Origin of the sequence: Fibrobacter sp. UBA4297, assembly GCF_002394865.1 — a bacterium.
GTDB lineage: Bacteria > Fibrobacterota > Fibrobacteria > Fibrobacterales > Fibrobacteraceae > Fibrobacter.
Genome location: NZ_DGUZ01000021.1, coordinates 174,814 through 194,464 on the forward strand (window position 1 = coordinate 174,814; position 19,651 = coordinate 194,464).

At 51.9% G+C, this 19,651-nt stretch carries 19 protein-coding genes and 1 tRNA gene; 3 read left to right on the forward strand and 17 right to left on the reverse strand.

Features of this window, described 5'->3' with window-relative positions:
* Positions 1 to 861: rhomboid family intramembrane serine protease (locus B3A20_RS12745; protein WP_290765487.1), on the forward strand; the 861-nt coding region annotated here is incomplete at its 5' end.
* Positions 862 to 885: 24 nt separating this feature from the next.
* Here the strand turns inward: B3A20_RS12745 and B3A20_RS12750 are convergent.
* Together B3A20_RS12750 and B3A20_RS12755 are read right to left on the reverse strand one after the other, a co-directional pair.
* Positions 886 to 1,176, reverse strand: coding sequence for a hypothetical protein (locus B3A20_RS12750; RefSeq protein ID WP_290765490.1), 291 nt, complete (start codon positions 1,174 to 1,176; stop codon positions 886 to 888).
* 245 nt (positions 1,177 to 1,421) lie between these two features.
* A complete protein-coding gene (locus tag B3A20_RS12755; protein ID WP_290765493.1) occupies positions 1,422 to 2,108 on the reverse strand; it encodes a tetratricopeptide repeat protein in 687 nt (228 codons plus the stop codon).
* Between the two features lie 112 nt (positions 2,109 to 2,220).
* On the opposite strand from B3A20_RS12755, the gene B3A20_RS12760 reads away from it, so the two are divergent.
* Together B3A20_RS12760 and B3A20_RS12765 are read left to right on the forward strand one after the other, a co-directional pair.
* Positions 2,221 to 2,293, forward strand: a tRNA-Thr gene (locus tag B3A20_RS12760).
* A gap of 103 nt (positions 2,294 to 2,396) precedes the next feature.
* Entirely contained in the window at positions 2,397 to 4,172 is a 1,776-nt protein-coding gene (locus B3A20_RS12765) for a DNA repair helicase XPB (RefSeq protein WP_290765495.1), read from the forward strand.
* A 108-nt stretch (positions 4,173 to 4,280) separates the two neighbouring features.
* Here the strand turns inward: B3A20_RS12765 and B3A20_RS12770 are convergent, their stop codons facing one another.
* The 15 genes from B3A20_RS12770 to nuoF form a co-directional block, all read right to left on the reverse strand.
* Positions 4,281 to 4,514 (reverse strand): hypothetical protein, encoded by a 234-nt coding sequence (locus B3A20_RS12770; protein ID WP_290765497.1) that lies wholly within the window; start codon positions 4,512 to 4,514, stop codon positions 4,281 to 4,283.
* A 20-nt stretch (positions 4,515 to 4,534) separates the two neighbouring features.
* Positions 4,535 to 6,244, reverse strand: a complete 1,710-nt coding sequence (locus tag B3A20_RS12775; protein ID WP_290765499.1) for a Na/Pi cotransporter family protein — start codon at positions 6,242 to 6,244, stop codon at positions 4,535 to 4,537.
* A 187-nt stretch (positions 6,245 to 6,431) separates the two neighbouring features.
* A complete protein-coding gene (gene ispF / locus B3A20_RS12780; RefSeq protein WP_290765501.1) occupies positions 6,432 to 6,920 on the reverse strand; it encodes a 2-C-methyl-D-erythritol 2,4-cyclodiphosphate synthase in 489 nt (162 codons plus the stop codon).
* Between the two features lie 55 nt (positions 6,921 to 6,975).
* Positions 6,976 to 7,731 carry a hypothetical protein gene (locus tag B3A20_RS12785; protein ID WP_290765503.1) on the reverse strand — a complete coding sequence of 252 codons (756 nt, stop codon included), beginning with the start codon at positions 7,729 to 7,731 and terminating at the stop codon, positions 6,976 to 6,978.
* A 320-nt stretch (positions 7,732 to 8,051) separates the two neighbouring features.
* Positions 8,052 to 8,381, reverse strand: coding sequence for a helix-turn-helix domain-containing protein (locus B3A20_RS12790; RefSeq protein WP_290765505.1), 330 nt, complete (start codon positions 8,379 to 8,381; stop codon positions 8,052 to 8,054).
* Complete coding sequence (locus B3A20_RS12795; RefSeq protein ID WP_290765507.1) at positions 8,378 to 8,725, reverse strand: type II toxin-antitoxin system RelE/ParE family toxin; 348 nt, start codon at positions 8,723 to 8,725, stop codon at positions 8,378 to 8,380. The genes B3A20_RS12790 and B3A20_RS12795 overlap by 4 nt, the downstream gene beginning before the upstream one ends.
* Before the next feature lie 183 nt (positions 8,726 to 8,908).
* Positions 8,909 to 10,393 carry an NADH-quinone oxidoreductase subunit N gene (locus tag B3A20_RS12800; protein ID WP_290765509.1) on the reverse strand — a complete coding sequence of 495 codons (1,485 nt, stop codon included), beginning with the start codon at positions 10,391 to 10,393 and terminating at the stop codon, positions 8,909 to 8,911.
* Positions 10,383 to 12,023, reverse strand: a complete 1,641-nt coding sequence (locus B3A20_RS12805) for a complex I subunit 4 family protein (RefSeq protein WP_290765510.1) — start codon at positions 12,021 to 12,023, stop codon at positions 10,383 to 10,385. The genes B3A20_RS12800 and B3A20_RS12805 overlap by 11 nt, the downstream gene beginning before the upstream one ends.
* Positions 12,023 to 13,966 carry an NADH-quinone oxidoreductase subunit L gene (gene nuoL / locus B3A20_RS12810; protein WP_290765511.1) on the reverse strand — a complete coding sequence of 648 codons (1,944 nt, stop codon included), beginning with the start codon at positions 13,964 to 13,966 and terminating at the stop codon, positions 12,023 to 12,025. The genes B3A20_RS12805 and nuoL overlap by 1 nt, the downstream gene beginning before the upstream one ends.
* Positions 13,967 to 13,972: 6 nt before the next feature.
* Positions 13,973 to 14,287: an NADH-quinone oxidoreductase subunit NuoK gene (gene nuoK / locus B3A20_RS12815; protein ID WP_014546783.1), complete on the reverse strand. Its 315-nt coding sequence runs from the start codon at positions 14,285 to 14,287 to the stop codon at positions 13,973 to 13,975.
* Positions 14,287 to 14,829, reverse strand: coding sequence for an NADH-quinone oxidoreductase subunit J (locus B3A20_RS12820; protein ID WP_014546782.1), 543 nt, complete (start codon positions 14,827 to 14,829; stop codon positions 14,287 to 14,289). Before B3A20_RS12820 ends, nuoK begins: the two co-directional genes overlap by 1 nt.
* A complete protein-coding gene (locus B3A20_RS12825; protein WP_173563049.1) occupies positions 14,829 to 15,395 on the reverse strand; it encodes a NuoI/complex I 23 kDa subunit family protein in 567 nt (188 codons plus the stop codon). Before B3A20_RS12825 ends, B3A20_RS12820 begins: the two co-directional genes overlap by 1 nt.
* The gene (locus tag B3A20_RS12830) at positions 15,395 to 16,750 is read right to left on the reverse strand and encodes a complex I subunit 1/NuoH family protein (RefSeq protein ID WP_290765515.1); all 1,356 of its coding nucleotides are present in this window, start codon (positions 16,748 to 16,750) and stop codon (positions 15,395 to 15,397) included. The genes B3A20_RS12825 and B3A20_RS12830 overlap by 1 nt, the downstream gene beginning before the upstream one ends.
* A complete protein-coding gene (locus tag B3A20_RS12835; RefSeq protein WP_290765517.1) occupies positions 16,750 to 18,339 on the reverse strand; it encodes a 2Fe-2S iron-sulfur cluster-binding protein in 1,590 nt (529 codons plus the stop codon). The genes B3A20_RS12830 and B3A20_RS12835 overlap by 1 nt, the downstream gene beginning before the upstream one ends.
* A gap of 4 nt (positions 18,340 to 18,343) precedes the next feature.
* Entirely contained in the window at positions 18,344 to 19,651 is a 1,308-nt protein-coding gene (nuoF, locus tag B3A20_RS12840; protein ID WP_290765520.1) for an NADH-quinone oxidoreductase subunit NuoF, read from the reverse strand.

The following is a 19,651-nucleotide window of genomic DNA, read 5'->3' on the forward strand; positions in this document are numbered from 1 at the left end:
ATTCCGCCCGATGTCCGCGTGAGCGAGGGCGGTTTTAGGCAAATCCGCGACGAGAGTCTCGTGCTTTTGTCACAGGGCATTACGCACCGCATCGAGCGCTCCGAAGAGGGCCCGTTCCAGATTTTTGTGGAACCCGAAAAACGCCGTGCCGCGCAATTCCAGATTCGCCTCTACCACCGCGAGAATCCACCGCGTGACGAGAACCCGCCGCTTCCGCTAAAGTTCTCGCTACAACCGCTCTGGGTGCTCGCCATACCCATCGCCTGTACGCTGTTGGACTTCTCCGACATTTCCATCCAGATGCACAATGCAGGCATTGCCGATGCATCAAAAATCCTTCGCGGAGAATGGTGGCGCACCATAACCGCCATGACGCTCCATGCCGACAGCCGCCATCTCGCATCAAACCTCGTCTCGGGATTCTTGGCGCTGAGCCTTTTGCACTACCGCATCCCGCTTGCAAAGCTCGTGCCGTTCCTAGCGGTCGCAAGTGCTGTTGCCAACTTCTTCGTTGCGCTTACAGTGCAGACAAGCTTCCGTTCGCTCGGCTTTTCCGGCTTCGTATTTGCAACCATCGGTTGCCTCGCCGTCATCGAGTTCCGTCTCATGCCGCGCGAAACGCACGGCATGCTCCGTCGCTTTGCGCCGCTCTGCGGCGCGGCCTCGCTCGCCGTATTCCTCGGTCTTGGCGAAAATGCCGACATCCTCGGGCACTTGTACGGATTCATCGCGGGGCTCCTTTGCGGATTTATCCCCACAAAAAAAGCGCTCCGCTGGGGAGCGCCAACGGTCGCAGCAGACATTTTTGGAATCCTCGCCTACTACGCATTGTTTGCCGTAGGCTGGACTCTGACCTTTTAGCAAGTCTCGCAAAGCCACTAAACACTACAGCGTAGGCCCATCTTTCGCATTTTTTTCGTTTAGCTTTTTCAGTTCGATAAAGAACTTTTCGACAACCAGCTTCTGGATCCGCCTCTGTTCGTCTTCACTAAAATTATGGTTACGCGCCCTGAACTCGACTGCAAGTTCATCGCACTTAGCCTTGTCGTATTCGTGCGTTTCGCACTTGATACCGCTATTAACCACATCGTTCACAAACTTTTCCGGGGAATCACCACATGCAGTGAAAGACAATGACAAAAAAGCCATTGCTAAAGCCCATAAAAATATTTTCATGGCCCACCCTCCCATTTTAGGTTGTGTATAATATCAATATACTTTTTAAAAGCGCGCCCGTTTGTAAATTGATTTTTAAGGAATCTAAAACCATAAAAAAAGCCCGTCCCCATCAAGGAACGAGCTATAAACGCTTTTATGAGATTCTAGAGAACGTCACTGGATCCTTCGGCTACAGGCTACGCCTTTCGCTCAGGATGACACCTCTAAGGTCTAAGTTCTACTAACTAGTATCTAGTAACTAATTAGAGAGCTGCGAGGAACTTGCGAGCCTTGTCAGCAAAGGCGCGGTTGTCGCCATAAATCTGGAGGAGACGTTCGGCAGTGACCTTTGCCTTGTCACTTGCGCCAAGCTGCTGGTACACGAGAGTGAGCTTCCACATGGCGTCTGCAACCATCGGGACCTCGTCAGCCGGTTCGTCCTTCTGGTAGCGGTCTTCCTTGTCGCCAGTGCGCTTGCCGAATTCAGCAACGTACTTTTCGAGGAAGTTTGCAGCGGCAGAGAAGTCGCCCTTTTCCATCTTCACCGCGGCAAGACCATGCATGGCAGCCGAACGGACGAGAGCCACAGAACCAGCGTTATCAAGAGCATTCTGGAAGAGGAGGGCAGCACCATCAAAGTCCTTCTTTTCGAACTTGATGTTACCGGCAAGGAGCGAAGCCTTAGCAAGTGCAAGGCCTTCGAGCTTACCAGAGGCAATCTTGCCTTCAAATTCCACGAGGGCGCTGTCTTTTTCACCAGCATAGAGGTAAGTGAGACCCAAGCCGATGAGTTCGCTCTGTTCGGCAGCGGCAACCTTGCGAGCTTCCTTATACTGGACAATGCCAGCAATAATTGCGAAGAGGATGACAAACGCCACAGCAATCTTTGTACCATGCTGGACAAAGAAGGCTTTAAGTTCAGAATTATTGTTATTAGATTCGTTAGCCATAGTTAAGCTTCCATGTTAAAATTTTTCTCGTAGACCAATCATAGAAAAAAAAATAAAGGTTGTCAGTAAATCTTGACAAGAAATAATCGTTTTACTATATTTGTCCCCGTTCGCCGCTCTAGCTCAGCTGGTAGAGCAGCTGATTCGTAATCAGCAGGTCGGCAGTTCAAATCTGCTGGGCGGCTCGAAAGACTCCTCGGACACAAGTCCGGGGAGTTTTTTTGTAAGATTTTCAGCAAAAACGTACGACTTGCGAAATGCGCCCTAAATAACTAAATTTGGCACTCTATGAATCCGAATGGCGCAATTATTGTACAAAGTAACCTCGAAATCATGGTCGAGGTCGATAATCCTAATTACACTACAGCACGTGACGCAATCGCTCCTTTTACAGAGCTTGTCAAAAGCCCGGAGCACCTGCACACATACAAGATTTCTCATTTGAGCTTGTGGAACGCAGCCGCAACAGGTCTCCGCGCTCCCGAAGTTCTCGAAAGACTCGAGAGCCAGAGCCGCTACCCCATTCCGCCGACGGTCGTCACGGAAATCGAAGACTACATGGCTCGTTACGGCTTGCTTCGTCTCAAAAAAGAAGACGGACGCTTGACGATGGAATCTGATGACAAATTAATGTTCCTCGAAATTTGCAAGTTGAAGGACGTGGAACCGTTCATCATCGAATACATCGACGATACGCACGTTGTTGTTGACCCCGAACGCCGCGGCCACCTGAAGATGGTCCTCACCAATGCAGGCTTCCCGGTCGAAGACTTGGCCGGTTACACCGTTGGCGACCCGCTCCCCATCCAGCTCCGCGAAACAACCGTTTCCGGAAAGCCGTTTAACCTCCGCGATTACCAGAAGGATGCCGCACAGGTGTTCTACGCCAGCGGTAGCGAAAAGGGCGGTTCCGGCGTGATCGTTCTCCCCTGCGGTTCCGGTAAGACCGTGATTGGCCTTGCCACCATGGCTTTGGTACAAACTAAGACATTGATTTTAACACCGAACATCTCGTCTTCGCGCCAGTGGATCCGCGAAATCTGCGACAAGACAAACCTTACGCTTGACCAAGTCAAGGAATACTCCGGCGAAGTGAAAGAAATCGGTCCGGTGACAGTTGCCACTTACCAAATTTTGACGCAACGCAAGCGCGCCAAGAAGGGCGACGAAAACAAGGAAGGCAAGGAACCGGAAATGACCGAAGAAGAGGTCAAGAAGGAACTTGCCAACTTCCCGCTCTTTAGCCAGGAAAAGTGGGGCCTCATGATTTACGACGAAGTCCACTTGCTCCCGGCTCCGGTGTTCCGCCTGAGTACCGAAATGCAGGCCACCCGCCGCTTGGGCCTTACGGCAACGCTGGTCCGTGAAGACCATAAGGAAACCGAAGTTTTCAGTTTGATCGGACCGAAAAAGTTCGATATCCCGTGGCGCATCTTGGAAGCACAGGGCTGGATTGCTACTGCCGACTGTAACGAAATCCGCATCCCGATGGATCCGGAACTCAAGATGAAGTATGCGCTTGCCCCCGTGCGCGACAAGATTACACTCGCAAGCACGAACCCCGAAAAGACGGACATCGTCGAACGCTTGCTCAAGTACTTCAGCAAGCCGGATGACCGCGTGCTCATCATCGGCCAGTACATCGACCAGCTCGAAGCGCTCTCCGAAGACCTCCAAATTCCGCTGATCACCGGCAAGACTCCGAACAAGGAACGCGAAAAGCTCTATGGAGCCTTCCGTTCGGGCACACAGAAGAACCTCATGGTCTCGAAGGTCGGTAACTTCGCTATCGACTTGCCGGACGCCAACGTGCTTATCCAGATTTCGGGTACGTTCGGTAGCCGTCAGGAAGAAGCACAGCGCCTCGGCCGTGTATTGCGCCCCAAGAGCGACGGCGGCGCCGCCCACTTCTACAGCATCGTGACGCAGGACTCCAAGGAACAGGAATTCGCCATGAACCGCCAGCTGTTCCTCACGGAACAGGGCTACGCCTATAAAATCATCAAGCGCGGCGACTGGGACATTCTCATGAGGTCGCCCGAAGAACTCGCCGCAAGAGCATAGTCTCGTCAGAAGCGGCGTCTAGCAAACGCAAAAAGCTCCGCCATCGCGGAGCTTTTTTGTTTTGTTCCAAGCATTCCCCGTTAAGCAGGGAGAGCGAGGATAGCGAGGTTACTTCTTGTAGTAAGCACCTCGGGCATTCGACGAGCCACGGGCCGGGCGACCCTTGAGGTCAAAGGTGCGATCCGAGCCAACTATTGTGACCCTACCCGCGCGTGTATTCATGCGACCGATAGCTGTAGATTTCGCAATTACCACTTCAACCTTTTTCGCTTCGAATGCGTTCCAGTTGTCACTTCCTTCGACCTTGTAATAGACGGTATAAAAATATTGAAAGAGCCACATTCTCTGCGGCTCCATTCCGATTACTTTCCGAGCAATCTGTGGTTCACGTGCGCTTCGACGACGTTCACCACATAGTCGCCAAGCTTTTCGCAGTCGTTCACCACATCCATGTAATGCACGCCAATCTGGTAGCTGTAGCGCTGCGCATTGATATCTTCGATATTCAAGTCCTTGAGCATCTTGCGGTAGTCGTTGATTTCAAATTCCAGCGTCATCGTATTCGAAGCCTTCGTATGCGGCTTGTCCTCGATAACATCCACCATCTGCACTAGCGCCTGGTCGCAAAGTTTCATCATGTTTTCTATGCGGCTGTACTGTTCCTCGGTAAAATCTTCCTCAAGATGGAACTTGCGGTTGATGGCGCGAGCCATGTTGTAGCAAGCATCGCCGATACTTTCGATTTCAGAAATTTCCTTCTGCATGCACTGCAACATCGTCTTACTTTCGATACTCAAGCGACCGCCACTGACCTTGTTCAAGTATTCACCAATTTCAATTTCAAATCTGTCGCTGATACCTTCGTACTTTTCGATGCGGGCGAACAGCTTTACAAAGTCCTCTTCATTTTTCATCTTGAGGAGGTCCGGCAAAAAGCGGAACATCTTGAGAGTGCGTTCTGCAAAGACGTTGATTTCCTTGCGAGCTTCAAAGAGCGAAAGTTCGGCCGTACTCATGAGGCCGCCGCTGATAAACTGGATGCGGAAATCTTCGCCGTCGTCTTTTTCCTTGATAATCTTGCAGATGAGCGTTTCCATCGGCTTGATGAACCAGATGAGGAGAAGCACGTTGCACAGGTTAAATGCCGTGTGGAATCCAGAAAGTGCATACGTCACACGCACACTTGCATGGGCAATTTCTTCTTGCGTCTGCGGCACAAATGTCGGGTCAAATCCAACAAAATGGCAAACCATGTTCACAAACGGGTGGAACAAAATCAGCACCCACACCACGCCGAACACGTTAAAGAGCATGTGCGCCAAAGCCGCACGCCTAGCCTGCGTACTTGCCGATAGCGCCGCCAAGTTCGAAGTGACCGTCGTACCGATGTTTTCGCCCATCACAAGCGCAATGCCCTGGTAAATCGGGAGCACGCCGCTAGAGCAGAGGATAAGCGTAATCGCCATGATGGCCGCCGAAGACTGCACGCACATCGTAAGGATACCGCCCAAAAGCAAGAACAAAAGCGTGCTCCAGATGCCGTAGCCGCCCGTCGAGGCAAAGAAATCAATAATCGTCTGGTTGTGCGAAAGGTCCATCGCCACCGCGTTTTCACGGAGCGTTGTAAGCCCGAGGAACATAAACGAGAAGCCGAACACGAATTCGCCAAAGCTCTTGACACTGTTCTTGCGGACGTAGGTTAGCACAATGCCAAGCGCAAAGAACGGCCACACCACGTTACTCATGTTGAACTGGAATCCGAAGATGGACATGAGCCACGCCGTTGCCGTCGTACCGATATTTGCGCCCATAATAACAGGAATGGCCTGCCTAAGAGTAAGCAAGCCAGCGTTCACAAAACTAACAGTCATGACGGTAGTCGCAGTCGAAGACTGCACAGCAGCAGTAACGGCAGTACCTGTAATAAGTCCGCCAAGCCTATGCTTGGTCATAGTACCAAGAACCGTACGGAGGTGTCCACCAGTAAGTTTCTGCAAGCCTTCACTCATCGTCTTCATGCCGAACATAAGGAGAGCGAGGCAACCGAACATCTTGAGAATCATAAGAGTCATAGGTCAATCCTATAAAAGCACCTCTTACCGGGGTCATCGTCGCTGCCTTTCAGCTAGTCCGGATTCGAGACGTAGTTGTTTCTGTTTTTTAGAACTATGTAAAAAATAGAAATCCCCCTCTGATTCGTCAAAGGGGGGAAGCTTACATTTTTAGTAGGAATTTTTATTTGGCTCAAGCGGACTGCTATTAAGCCTTCGTTGCAACCATCGCGATAGCCTGGCTTGCGATACCTTCGCCACGGCCCGTGAATCCGAGTTTTTCCGTTGTCGTGCCCTTGATGCCAATCTGCTTCACATCAAGACCGAGCACGCGGGCGATATTAGCCTTCATCTGGTCCTTGTGCGGGTTCACCTTCGGGCGTTCGCACATCACAATGCTATCGATATTGATGATTTCGTAACCGGCCTTCTTGACTTCTTCGCCAACCTTGCGCAAAAGTTCCAAGCTGTCAGCTCCCTTGAATGCCGGATCCGTATCCGGGAAGTAAGTGCCGATGTCGCCGAGGCCTGCAGCCCCGAGCAAAGCATCGCTAATCGCATGCAAAAGCACGTCTGCGTCGCTGTGGCCGAGCAAACCCTTTTCGTACGGGATGTCCACGCCGCCGATAATGCACTTGCGACCATCCACCAACTTGTGAACATCAAAACCAATACCTGAACGATAAATTTTGTCCATAATAATTCCTTTTTTTATCTACGCTTGGAAAAGTAGAAAAAATTCACCTAAACAACTAAAACAAAAATGAGATTTTACTTTCGACATTCCAGATTATTTCGCTAAAGGAATTACACCAATGAACATTCGCGCCTAAAGACACTTGATAATGACGAGCAAACAAATAGCTCCCGCCAAAATATTGAGAGAATATAGAAGGAAAATCAAAAGCTAACGGATAACCTTGCAAATCACTACGCAACCATGGATTGTATGCAGATATGGAATATGAAAGAGCAAAATCATTAGGCAGAAACGCATTTATATATAATCCAATATTTCCGTTAAACTTAAATTCATAACACTCGTCGCATTCTATAACCCCCTTCGTACTCGTTCCTGCCCCTGCCATATTTCCTTGATCCTTTATATAGGGAGCATAGGCGGAATACGTTACTCTTCCAAATCCTATCGACATGAATGCACCCATTTCAAGATAATGCACATTAAATCCACCAGTAAACCGAAAATACGGATATGGATTAAATCCAAATCCGATACCACCAAGCATAGCTCTCTTTTTTACATAATAATCATAAGAAGCTGTCACGGGGAAAATTTTGAAATCATAATAAATATCCGCTTCAGTTGGTTCAAAAGAGTACTCAAACCCTTCAACGGAATCATTTTCAATTCCATCTAAATGCAAATGTTTGTTATTGGGAATCCGAGCAGAAATACTGACTTTTCGCATATTCGAGTCATTTTTTAAAGCAATTGCAGGACCTACATACGCATCAGGAACCAAGGCTTCAAAAGAACCCCGATGCACTTGGACCCCGCCACATCCTTCAAAAAAATGGACACAAGCAAAATGCCGAAAAAACAAAAAATTCTTGAAAATTTCATTACTTCAAATATAAATTCATTTTTTCTTTGCTCAGACTTATCGTTTCCGCTTTTCCGACAAACCTCATTCACCAAGGATAAATAAATATAATTCGAGGATAATAGGAATTGCAGATACAAAAAAAAACATCCCGGCATTCACGCCGAGATGTTCTTTAAAGAAGTTTTTCACTCCTCAAAGGCTTGCCTTTGCAAGCCGATCTCAGAGCGTCGCAGACGCGACCTCGACCTCAGACCTATTTATCAGGCTACCGAAATAACATTGTAGTCTTGCAGCAATTTTTTCCCACCTGATTTCAGCATTTGCAAAAAACGTTGAACAGGTCCTTGTGGAATATTCCTTCCCGATTCCCAAGCTTCAACTGTTTTGGGTGAAACACCCAAAACAAAAGCAAAATTTTTTTGCGAAAGATTCAATTTTTTGCGAATTTCTTTTATTTCTTTGTCACGATAAGACGGAAGAGCGGATACAGTCACGCTCATTCTTCGTGCTTTGGACGAATCGCCTTTCGCATATTCAAGGCTTTCAGAAAGTCCCTTCATCATGCTTTCAAAAGCTTTATTTTCCTTCATTTTTTTAACTCCCTTTCAGCCCTTTTTATAGCCAGAACCAATGTTTTTATTGCATTTCTTTCTTGCTTACTTAAATTCGCCTTTTCATTCTTTGGAAAAACCGTTATCAAATATATACGTTCTGAAAAAAGAATATCCAAATAAACAACCCTCGCTCCTCCACTTTTCCCTCGTCCCTTTAGGGCCCACCGCAATTTTCTTACACCCGCAGTTCCTTCCATGATATCGCCAGCATCTGGATTTTCGCAGAGAAAAGCCTGAAGTTCGCTGAGGTCAGAATCTGTCAAACCCAGATTTTTCCATATTTGGTCAAATTCCTTTGTGATGATAAACTCTCTTGTCATAATACAATATACACCCTATTCAGTAGGGTGTCAAGCCCTTTTGGAAAATGTTGTGTTTTCACTTATATTAACACGCTTTTTTAGTGCATTTGTCTCAGGGAAAATGCGTAAACTTTTCAATTACAAAAAAAACATCCCGACTTTTTCAGCCGGGACGTTTTTCAATTTGGTAATGGTGATTTACTAGCCGATCAGTGCAAGTGCCGGGCGAGCGCTAATCACGAGGAGTGCGATAGCGGACACGGCAACAGCAAAGCGAAGCAAGTAAACGTATGCGTAGTTCGACTTGCAGCAGATATGATCGCCACCACAGCACTTGTCGTCCTTTGCCGGGGCGAAGAGCACGTAGGCGATGCGGAGGTAGTAAACAGCAGCCACCAAGGAGAGGCCAAAGCCGATAGCGGCAAGCCAGCCGAGGTCAGCATTGAAGGCTTCGGTGAACAGCGTGAACTTGGCGAGGAAACCTGCAACCGGCGGGAGACCAGCAAGCGAAGCAAGGCAAACGGCAACACCAAGAGCCACAAACGGACGGCGACGGCCTGCCCCCTGGAGGTCTTCGAGATTTTCCTTGCAATCATCCTTGCCCGACATGTAGGCAATACCCGTCAAGGCGCCCGCAGAGGCAATCGCATAAGTGATGAGGAAGTAGAACATCGGGCCCATCTGGATTTCGCCCTTGCCGAGGTAATTCGGGACCAAGAGGCCAATCACGATAAAGCCAGCGTTCATCACAGCAGAGAATGCCAAGATGCGACGCACAGACTTTTGAGCAAGGCCACTAAATGCACCTATCACCATGGAGAGGAGAGCAACCACCAAGACCACGTAGAAGAGCGGCTTAGACGGATTTGCGACAGTCACCTTTTCGGCGAGGTTCCACACCGCTTCGGCACCGGAGCGCGTCACGAGAACGCTTACCCAGACCGTACCGAGAGCGGCAAGAGCACCGACCTTCACGACAGCGGCCATAAAGCCCGTCACGGCGACAGAGGCGCCCGTATAGACATCAGCCACCCAGAAGTGGAGCGGAGCAGCGCCAGCCTTGAAGAGGAGGCCAGCAATCACAAAGAGCATACCGACGCTGTAGATTGCCATACGGCCTTCGAGCACGTGACCGCAGAAATGCGTCGAACCCGTGGCACCGTAAATGAGCGAAACACCGTAGAGGAAGATGGCACTGAAAACAGCACCCGAGACAAAGTACTTGAAAACGCCTTCGTTTGCATTCACATCTTTACGGCGAATGCCCACAAGAGCGTAAATCGGGAAGCTCGTGAGTTCCATTGCAATGAACAAAGCCACAAAGTCGATAGCCTGGGTCATGAGCATAGCACCGCTAGTGGCAAGCATCATGAGGCCATAAGCTTCACCGCCCTTGAACTGTTCTCGGCCAAGAGTCCACTGGAGGCCCGAAATACCGAGGAAACCGCAAAGGAGGATTGCAGCGCAAAGCACGCGGCGAACCGGGTCCATCGCGTAAAGGTTCAAGAGAGCTTCGGTCTTTGCGTAGTACAAAGCGGCTACGCTAAGAGCAATGAAGAAAGCAGCCACCCAAGGAAGAACCTTGTGCTTGTTTTCGTCGCGCAAGAACGGTTCAGCAGCGAGAGCCACCATGCCGCCCAAGACCACGAAGATCACCGGCAAGAGATAAACAAGATTACTTAGCATCGGAAGCCTCCTTCACAGATTTTTCAGATTTTGCATCAACGGAAGCGTCGCCCTTCATCTGAGCGATGATCGAAGCGCGTTCGTCATCCTTAAAGCCTGCTGCGGCAAGCGTCGAATCCAGCTGGTGGATTTCTTCGGCCGTCATCGGAGCTTCGCCGTTGTTGAGAGCAGCACTGTTCAGCACCTGGACTGCAGCCGGATCTTCGTTCACGTCAGCTTCGTTGAGGGTATCCGTCACGTATGCCGGGTGGAAACCGAACACGAGGAGGAGCAAGAGCATCACAGCGATGCTAACGCCTTCGAGCGGCATCGTGCGACGGCCTTCTTCGTATTCACGGGCCTGCTTACCGAAAATAACCTTCTGGATGAAGCGGAGCATGTATGCAGCGGAGAGGATCAAGGTAAATCCTGCCACGAGAGCCGGGAGCGGGCCCATGTCCCACAAAGCGAGGAGCACGGAGAATTCACCGACAAAGCCTGCCGTACCAGGAACGGCGAGAGCCATCACGCCGGCAAAGCCAAAGAGCGTCGAGAACACCGGATTCTTGGAAGAAAGACCGCCAAGCTTATCGAGTTCGCGCGTACCCGCCATGCGTTCTGCAATACCCATGAGGTAGAACTGAGCGCCAGCCGAAATGCCGTGAGCGACGAGCAACACGAGCACAGCCGGAAGCATTGCTTCGGAGAGGCTAAACACACCCGCCACAGCAAGGCCAAGGTGGCCCATGGAGCTGAATGCGAGGAGCTTCTTGCCATCCGTTGCGCGGAGAGCCATGAGAGCACCATAGACTGCAGTGAAGAGGCCAAGCCACATCATGCAGGAGACTGCGTTCATCGAAAGCGGGAAAATCGGGAGAATCCAGACGATAAAGCCAAACACGCCAGCCTTACTCATTGCACCCGTGAGGATTGCAGAAAGCGGAGCCGGAGCTTCGGCGTAAGTAATCGCCTGCCAGCCGTGGAACGGGAAAATCGGAGTCTTCACGAGGAAAGCGAGCATAAAGCACACGAGAAGCACGTTCTGCGTTGCTTCCGGGAGGCCCTGAACGGCAACAGCAATGGAGATGAGCGTCGAGTTATCGGCAATCGTAAGGATATACCAGAGAGCGACCATCATCGGAGCAGAACCGACCAATGTGTAAATCGCAAATGTCATCGCGGCCTTCATTCTGTCCTTGCCACCGAAACCAGCAATGAGAACCGCAGCCGGGATCACCATGGCTTCGAAGAAGAAGAAGAAGAGCACAGCATCAGCCGCAAGGAAGGTGCCGTTCATGGCACCCATCAAGGAGAAGATGCCGATAGCGAAGTTGCGATAGCTTCTGCAAGTAATTGCACGTGCAGAAATCAAGGACACGAGAGAAAGCCCGCTGGAGAGGAACACCATCCAGGAGGCAAGTCCGTGACTTGTGAGGTAGTAGTAGACAGGTCCCTTGCAACCAGGAATCTGGAACCATTCAATAGCATCCGTCGAAACGCTACCGCCAGCAATCAAGGCGACAGACATGGCCGTAAAGCCGATGCCCATCAAAATGGCAAGGCGGGAAGAAGACTTGGAGTCTTCCTTGGACGTCATCACCATGAGGATGGCGGCAACGAACGGGGCGAGGACAAGGAGATGTAACAGCATTAGAGAGTACCTCCAGTCAAAATAACAATAGCCAACAACGCCACCAGACCAAGAATGCTAAGGGCAATCTGGAGGCGAACCTTGCGCACCTGGAACGAGGCGGCGCCGTCACCGAGAATCGTTGCGATTGCACCAATCGTCCACTGGGCAGCCGCGAGAATCTTGTCGACAACGACATCGCAGATCCATGCAAGCACGTTAACCGGGATGATACCCACGTACTTATGGATGGAATCGAACAGGAACGTCCACGTAGCCTTGCCACCTTCAGGAGCGGAGCTACCCTTAGCAGCCGGGATACGGGCATTGGCGTAAATCTTGTAAGCGATGAACATACCGAGGAGGGCTGCCACCGTACCGAGAGCAGCAAAGACCACCGGGTTCACGTGGGCGACCACAGCCGGAGTGTTGTAAGCCTGGGCGGCGCCAACGACCGGAGCGAGCGTTTCGGCAAAGAACTTGATGCCGATGGAATCAGCCCAAAGGTAACCGGCAAACACAGCACCGAAGGCAAGAATCACCATCGGGATGAGCATGACAGCCGGAGCTTCGTGGATGTGTTCTTCACTTTCCTTGGAACCGCGGTAGCTACCGAAGAACGTAAGGATAATGAGGCGACCCATGTAGACAGCGGTAATCACAGCCGTAATGAGGCCCACGACGTAAACAGCCTGGCCCATCGTGCCACTCATGAAAATCTTTTCGAGAATCAGGTCCTTAGACCAGAAACCGGAGAATCCCGGGAAGCCGACAATCGCGAGGAACGCAAAGATCATCACGCAGGCGGTCACCGGAGTCTTCTTCAAAAGGCCACCCATCTTGCGCATGTCCTGTTCGCCCGAGAGAGCGTGAATCACAGCACCAGCGCCAAGGAAGAGTGCAGCCTTGAAGAAGGCGTGCGTAAACACGTGGAAGATAGAAGCGTCAAAGGCGCAAACACCAGAAGCCATGAACATGTAACCGAGCTGGCTAATGGTAGAGTAAGCAAGCACCTTCTTGATGTCGTTCTGGAAAAGACCTGCAACAGCAGCCCAGAAAGCAGTGAGCATACCGATCACCACGATAATGTCGAGCACCACCGGGAGGAGAGCAAACATGCTACCGAGACGGGCGAGCAAGTAGACGCCAGAAGTCACCATCGTTGCGGCATGGATCAAGGCAGAAACCGGAGTCGGACCCGCCATAGCATCTGGAAGCCAGGTGAGAAGCGGAATCTGAGCGGACTTACCCGTGCAACCGATGAAGAAGAGGATACCAGCGATAGAGAGAACCGGGATAACCAGGTCAACGTGGTTACCGCTGATGACCATGCTGATGAAATTCGTAAGCACATCGTAGTTGAGGATAGCAGAGCCACCGATCGTCACGAGGCAGAGCATACCGAGCAAGAAGCCGATATCGCCCACGCGGTTCACGATGAAAGCCTTGTTAGCGGCATGGCAATTCTTGATATCCTTGTTCCAGAAACCGATGAGGAGGTAGGAGCAGAGACCCACGCCTTCCCAACCGAGGAACGTGAGGAGCAAGTTGTCCGAGAGCACGAGCACGATCATGCTGAACAAGAAGAGGTTGATGTAGGCGAAGTAACGGGCAAAGCCGCGGTCACCGTGCATGTAACCGATCGAGTAGAGAGCAATGAGAGAGCCGATGCCTGTCACGAACAAAAGCATGATGCGGGAAAGACCATCGAACAGGAATCCGATATCCACGCGGAACATCGGGATGTCAATCCAGTTGCAGAGCGTTTCACGAACGCCGCCTTCCGGCATATTGAGCGAAAGGAGTGCAACACCAGCAAAGGAGAGAGCCGGGAAGAGGACTGCGAGAGTTCCAACGAAACCTTCAGCAGGTCCCTTCTTGCTACCCGAAGAAATGACGGCGATAGCACCGAGGATAATGCATCCCAACAACGGGAAGAGAGGTATCAAACCAAGAGAAATCATTGTTTATTACCCCTTCATGTTAGAATACGTGTCGGCGTCAACGCTTTCACGGTTGCGGAAAATGAGGATGACCATGGCAAGGCCGACGCAAGCTTCAGCGGCAGCGACTGCGATTGAGAACAGCGGAACCACCTGACCCACAATGCTTGCGTCCCCGGGCAAAGTCTTTGCAAAGCCCACGAAGGAGAGGTTCACGGCGTTCAGGGCGAGTTCAACACCCATCAGCACAAAGAACACATTGCGGCGAGAGACCGCGACCATGAGGCCGATGGCGAAAATGACCAGGGCCAAGATCTGAACATATATAGCTTGGAGTTCCATTAGTGTTTATCCTCCGTTTTTTCGGATTCCACAGAACCAAGGCGCTTCTTGGCGAGAAGCACTGCGGCACCCATGGCAGAAAGCAGAAGCACACCGAGGACTTCGAAAAGCACGAAGTAACCAGGGCCGCTCTGAGCTACATCAAAGAGAGTCTTGGAAGTGATTGCCACAGAACCGCGAACCGTTGCAGCATCGAAAGCGATCGGAGCGCGGACGAGGGCAAAGCCCACGAGACCGGCAAGCACGATGACGGCAGGAATCACAAAGAGCGAAACCTTGTCAAACATCGGCGTGTGGGAGTCACGGGCGCCATTCAAGACCATGATCACGAACGTGAGGAGCATCATGATTGCACCTGCGTAGACCATGATCTGCACGACGCCGAGGAACGGGCTTCCGAGAAGGCCGTAGATACCGGCAAGAGACACCATCGAGGCGACCAGCGAAAGGGCGCCATAAAGCGGGTGTCTAGAGAGGAGCACGCAAACGGCACTGCCGACTGCGATCACTGCGAGGACAATGAAATAAATCAATGCAAGCATTATTTGACCTCCATGCCCCAGACCTTGCGGGCCTCGGCATTCTTTGTACCGCCCGGAGCCATCTGGCTCTGTTCGTCATTCGGGTAATCCTTCGGATCCCAGTTGGTGAGATCGTAAAGGTGTGCCACGAAGTCTTCGCGGGAACGGTGTTCGAAAATGATTTGCTTCGTATCCATGCGGAGGGCATCGACCGGGCAGGCTTCGGCGCAAAGACCGCAGAACACGCAAGTCAAGTGGTCGATGTCAAAGCGCATCACGCGCTTTTCGATACGCGGGTCATCGCTCTGCGTTGCTTCAATGAAGATGCAGTGGGCAGGGCAAGCCGCAGCGCACATGCCGCAGGCGACACAGCGAGGCGTACCATCCGGGCGAAGCATCAAGCGGTGCTTGGCACGGTAGGTGTTGCGGATTTCGGGCTGACCTTCCGGATAAGAAATCGTCGGAAGCGTTTCATAACGGAACAAGCCGCGAGCCGCATGCTTAAGGGTTGTCCACAGACCGCGAATCGCCTCGAAAATGTAAAGGCGTTCGATAACGGTCATCGGTTTTTGCTTAATAACGCGCATTAGTTACCCCCTAAGAGTTTTGCAATGACCGCAGTCACCACGAGGTTGATGAGGGCGATATTCAAGATAATCTTCCAGCCGAGGTGCATCACGTGGTCATAGCGGAAGCGCGGGAGCGTCCAGCGGACCCAAATCCAGACCCAGCAGAAGATGAGGCTCTTTGCCACAAGAACGAGCAAGTGGATGAGTGCCGTACCGACTGCGGTTGCAAAGCTACCGACAGCGAGGCCGTTCACCACGAAGTTTTCAGGATTGTAGAAGAACCAGGCGCAAACACCGAGAGCAATAAATGCTGCAGCAGCGACCCAAGCCACAATCTTGTAAAGCTTGTATTCCCTAAGGACTTCAAAGCGGTGTGTAAGATTCGTTGCCTTGAGCTTGCGGGAATAGCGGTAGATCATGTGGAGGAAAGCGAGAGCGATGAAAGCGAGTACGCCACAGAGAATGGCAAGGGAGCCACCCATGTGTTCCTGCATCGTTTCGGTCGTCACAAACGGAACTGCATAACCGCCAAGGAACAGCGTCGCAATGAGGAAGCTGTTGATGCAGATGTGCGAGTATTCGCCCATGTAGAAGAGACCGAACTGCATAGCACCATATTCCGTATGGTAACCGGCAACGAGTTCAGGTTCACCTTCGGCAACGTCGAACGGAGCACGGCCCGTTTCAGCAATGCTTGCAATGAGGAAGCAGAAGAATGCGACCGGCTGGGCAACGATGCCCCACACGTGATTTTCCTGCCACTGCACAATGTCCGTGAGGTTGAAAGAACCGGCGAGGAGCAAAATGCCCATGAGCGAAAGTCCGAGGCAGACTTCGTAGCTGATGGTCATGGAGCTCGTACGGAGAGCGCCCAAGAAGCTGTACTTGGACTTGGAAGCCCAACCAGCGAGCATGGCACCGTAAGCCGAGATGGAAGAGAAACCGAAGAGCAAGAGCACGCCCACATCGGAATCGATGATGGAACCAGCAATGCGCACCGTTTCGCCACCCCAGTCAAAGATCATCGGTCCAAACCACGGGATCACGCACGGAGAGAGGAACACGATAGCGAACGGGATTGCCGGAGCTACATAGTAAAGGAGCTTGTTCACGCCTGCAGGAGCAAACATTTCCTTGAAGAAGAGCTTCGTACCGTCGCACATGTTCTGCACGTAACCGAGCAAGCGGATCTTGCCGAAGTACGGGATCTTGATGTAGGAGCGGTTCGGACCCTGACGGTCTTGCATGAAGCCCGCGCCACGACGTTCCATCGGGATTAAAAGGAGGATGTAAAGGACAGGTACGAAGCAGAAAGCGAATTTCGCAATCGTAATTGCCCATTCAATCCAGGTTTTGGATTCAATAATATCCATTATGCGTTACCTCCCAGGAGCTTTCCTGTGCTCTTGATGGCATCATAGGTAATGTCGGCGAAAGCCGGCACGTATTCACGAGCCTTCTTGAAAGCTTCGCAAGCCGAATTGAACTTGTTGCCAGCCAAAGCGGAAATCACTTCGTAGGCCGGGGCAAGCTTTTCGTCCGGGCAAGTCGGAGCAGCAGAGAGCTTCTGCAAGATGTTGAGGCTGTTGACCATCGTGCCCTGGACTTCGCTCCAGTGGCGGATACCGAAAGCGACCTTGGCCTTCTTCGCGGTTGCGTCATCGAAAGCAGAAAGGGCAATACGGTTCGAAATCTTGTCGAGCGCCTTGGCAGCAGCAGCGTCTTCGCCGTAGAGGTCAGCATTCACCGTGATGAGGTTGCTGAATTCGCCTGCGCGCTTGAGGAGTTCTGCAACGTCAGCAAAGCCCATGAGCTGCATGCCTGCGCGGTTTGCCACCGGGTCACCGCTCTTGGCGATACCGTCCGGAGCGTTCACCTTGAGGAGGGAACCACCGAAGAGTTCAGCGCGGTCACCGAGAGCTTCCTTGAGCATCTTGAGAGCAGCGAGGTCTTCGTTCGTGCAAGCGCCACCTGCAACGAGAGCGACCTTGCCACCGCTAATCTGGATAGCGGAAGCGTCAATTGCTGGCAAGCGGTTCTTGTCAAACTGCTGGAAAGCGAGACGGCTCGTATTGGAGAGCCAGCTGCGGTTCACTTCCGGGTTGCAACGCGGCATCACACGGTAGATGCGGCCATCGGCGTGGTCAAGCCAGATGTTTGCACCGAGGGAGTCGTCCATCGAAATCGTCGGCGTATGGGCAAGGAGCCAAACGCGCTTCTGGAAGCGGAAGTACTTTGCCGTCATGGCGCCCGTCGGGCATACATCCGTAACGCAGAGGTCGTATTCGTGGTCGAGCTTTTCGCCCGGGAAAGTCGTAATGTAAGTATGGTCGGCACGGCCAGCAAGCTGGAGCTGTTCGTCCTTCGCGATGCTACGCATAAAGCGTACGCAACGGTCGCACTGCACGCAACGTTCTTCGTCGAGCAAAATGCGCGGACCAATGTCCACATGCTTACCGCCACGGAGCTGACCCTTCGCATCAATGAACTGATGTTCCGGATTGCCATGGTAATTCTTGCCGTATTCCGGACGGAGGCGGCCTTCGTTCTGGCCTGCTTCCATGTAGTTTTCCTGCAAGGTGCATTCACCGGCCTTGTCGCAAATCGGGCAATCGAGCGGGTGATTCACCAGCATGAATTCCTGTGTAGCCTTGCGAGCGTTTTTCACGCGTGCGCTGGAGGCCGGGGTATAAATCTTCATACCCGGAGTCACAGGAGTATAGCACGAAATCACGAGCATGCGACCGCGCGGGCCTTCCTGCTCTACCAGGCACTGACGGCAGTTACCCGACACCGGCAAATACGGATGATAACATACGTGAGGAGTTTCAATCCCGACAGCCTTCAAGGCTTCGAGGAGGTTGGTATCGCCAGGAACCATCACGGCACGATCATCCACGAAGATTTCCACCTTCGGGCTGTTCTCAGTCGGGAGTTTCGGCATGTTATAGTAGTTACTCATATTATTACCAGAAAATTCCAGGACGATAGTTTTCCTGAACACGCGGTTTTGCATGTTCGGGGTTCTTAGCGATATATTCGTCAAAGTCCGCACGGAACTTTGCAGTGTAGCTCGAAACCGGGCCACCGAGAGAAATCGAAAGCGGGCAAATCGTCACGCCACCAAATCCGCTAGAAAGGCTCTGCATCAGTTCCACATCGCCATCGTGACCATTGCCGGCCACCATCTGGTTCAAGATGCGGTGCAAGAGGCCTGTACCTTCACGGCACGGCGTGCACTGGCCGCAAGATTCATGGCTGTAGAAGTTGCCGAGGCAATTCAAGAGGTCTGCCATGTTGTGCGTATCGTTGATGATAATCATGGCGCCAGAACCGAACATCGTCTTCATGGAGGCGAGGCATTCGTAGTCCATCGTGGCGACTGCAGCTTCTTCAGCCGTCAAGGGAGCGCAAGAGGAACCGCCCGGGAGCACAGCCTTGAGCTTGCCACCCACAACGCCACCGGCGTAATCGTTAATCATAGTCATCATCGGAGTGCCGAGAGGAGCTTCGTACACGCCCGGGTTCTTCACGTCACCGGAAATGCAGAACACCTTCGTACCACCGGCGCGAGGCGTACCCATCTTGGCGTATTCGCTCGGATCGTGGCTCAAAATCCACGGAAGCGACATGATGGTTTCGACGTTGTTCACGCAGGTCGGGGACTTCCAGGCACCGCAAACAGCCGGGAACGGCGGCTTAAGGCGCGGCTGGCCCTTCTGGCCTTCAAGAGAGTTAATAAGAGCAGTTTCTTCACCGCAAATGTAGGCGCCAGCACCGCGATGCACAAAGATATCAAAGCTGAACTTCGTGCCGCAAATGTTTTCGCCGAGATAGCCAGCAGCATAAGCCTGGTTCAAGGCCTTGTTCAAGGCCTCGATGCACGGGAGGAATTCGCCACGGCAGTAGATGTAGGCCGCGCGAGAACCGAGTGCCCAAGCTGCAATGATAAGGCCTTCAATCAAGCGGTGCGGATCTTCGAGCATGAGGAAGTGGTCCTTAAAGGTACCGCCTTCGCCTTCATCAGCGTTTACGACAATGTAAACCGGCTTGCCCGTACCACGCGGCACAAAGCTCCACTTCATGCCGGTCGGGAAGCCTGCACCACCGCGTCCGCGGAGGTTAGAACGTTGCACGTAATCAATGAGCTCAAACTGGCTCATGTTGAACAAGCGTTCAGAAATGTTGGAGTAGCCACCCAGCTTCTTATAGACTTTGATGTCCTGGGCGCCCTTGCCAAAGTTCTGCGTACAAACTTTTACACATTCAGCCAT